Genomic DNA, 1,058 nt, shown 5'->3' with positions numbered 1-1,058 from the left:
ACTTCCTCCGCATGCTGAACTATGCTTCTCGTATCACGCACCATCTGCAGCAGATCACTCTCTACTCTCTCCGATTCAATTGCCGCATAGGCCATTCCATTGAGAAATGCCCCTACGGAAACATAGAATCTCTTCATAGCTTCCACTTCCCTTAGGTTCAGTCCGCCAGTGTAAAGACTTTTCGGCAAACTCTTTGGATTCATTTACAGCGATCTTATTGTCCACGAACTCATCCATGAGGCCTCTAATCTTCACTGACTCGATAAATGCGTCGCCCGTTCGGGCAACAACGGAATCTGGAAAGGCTTCTCCCTGAACGAATGAAATCTTTCCTGAGCCTTTCAGTCGAAGTGTTGAATAGCTGTAAGAGCTTCTTCCATATCCATAGAGTCTATAGAGGTACTCTCCCGGATCCACCGACCGCAATTGCAGAACTCCATCTCTCGCAACATAGTTCCATTTGGAATCGATGAATGCTTTCAGATCGCCCAACTCTCTCAGCAAGTCCATTTCCACGACTTTGTCGGGCAAGGTGTTACCCTCTTCATCGAAAACGGAAAGGTGGAAGTCCTCTGAACTCTGGAGATAACCTTCATCATCGAAAAATGGTGAATACGTGAATGAGACTTGTTCATCACCGCTTTTCACGTTCACTTCAACTTCGAACCCTTGTTTCCGATAGTACTTTGTGATCTCATCAAGAGCGGATTTCCAGGAGAGGTAATAAATCGATTCAGAAACGGGCAGAGCATCGACTTCGATGAGATCCTGTTTGAATGGCCAGCCCAGAAAAACGGCTCCTGCCAGATAGTTGAAATTCGATTCGCTCAACGCGGGGTTTATGAGCCTGTCATAATTCTCCATGTGAGCCAGAGCAGACTCCTCGGGCTGGAAGTATTCCAGCTCAATGTCCCTTTCCTCCAGCGCGATTTCTACGGCCCTTTTCGTGGCGACACTGCCTCCGGAAAAGTACCAGAACGGTCCGTAAACTGTCTCTGGGAGAGTATCTGTAATCACAACGATAACTGCCCTGGAGTCTTCTCTGAAGTCAAGCTGAC

At 47.5% G+C, this 1,058-nt stretch carries 1 pseudogene; it reads right to left on the bottom strand.

What is annotated here, in order from left to right:
- Positions 1-75: 75 nt before the first annotated feature.
- Positions 76-1,058: pseudogene (locus RJ60_RS04445) on the bottom strand (VWA domain-containing protein); the annotation flags it as partial.

This window comes from Mesotoga sp. B105.6.4, assembly GCF_002896535.1.
In the GTDB taxonomy this organism is placed as follows: domain Bacteria; phylum Thermotogota; class Thermotogae; order Petrotogales; family Kosmotogaceae; genus Mesotoga.
This window is presented reverse-complemented; position numbering and strand designations above follow the sequence as displayed.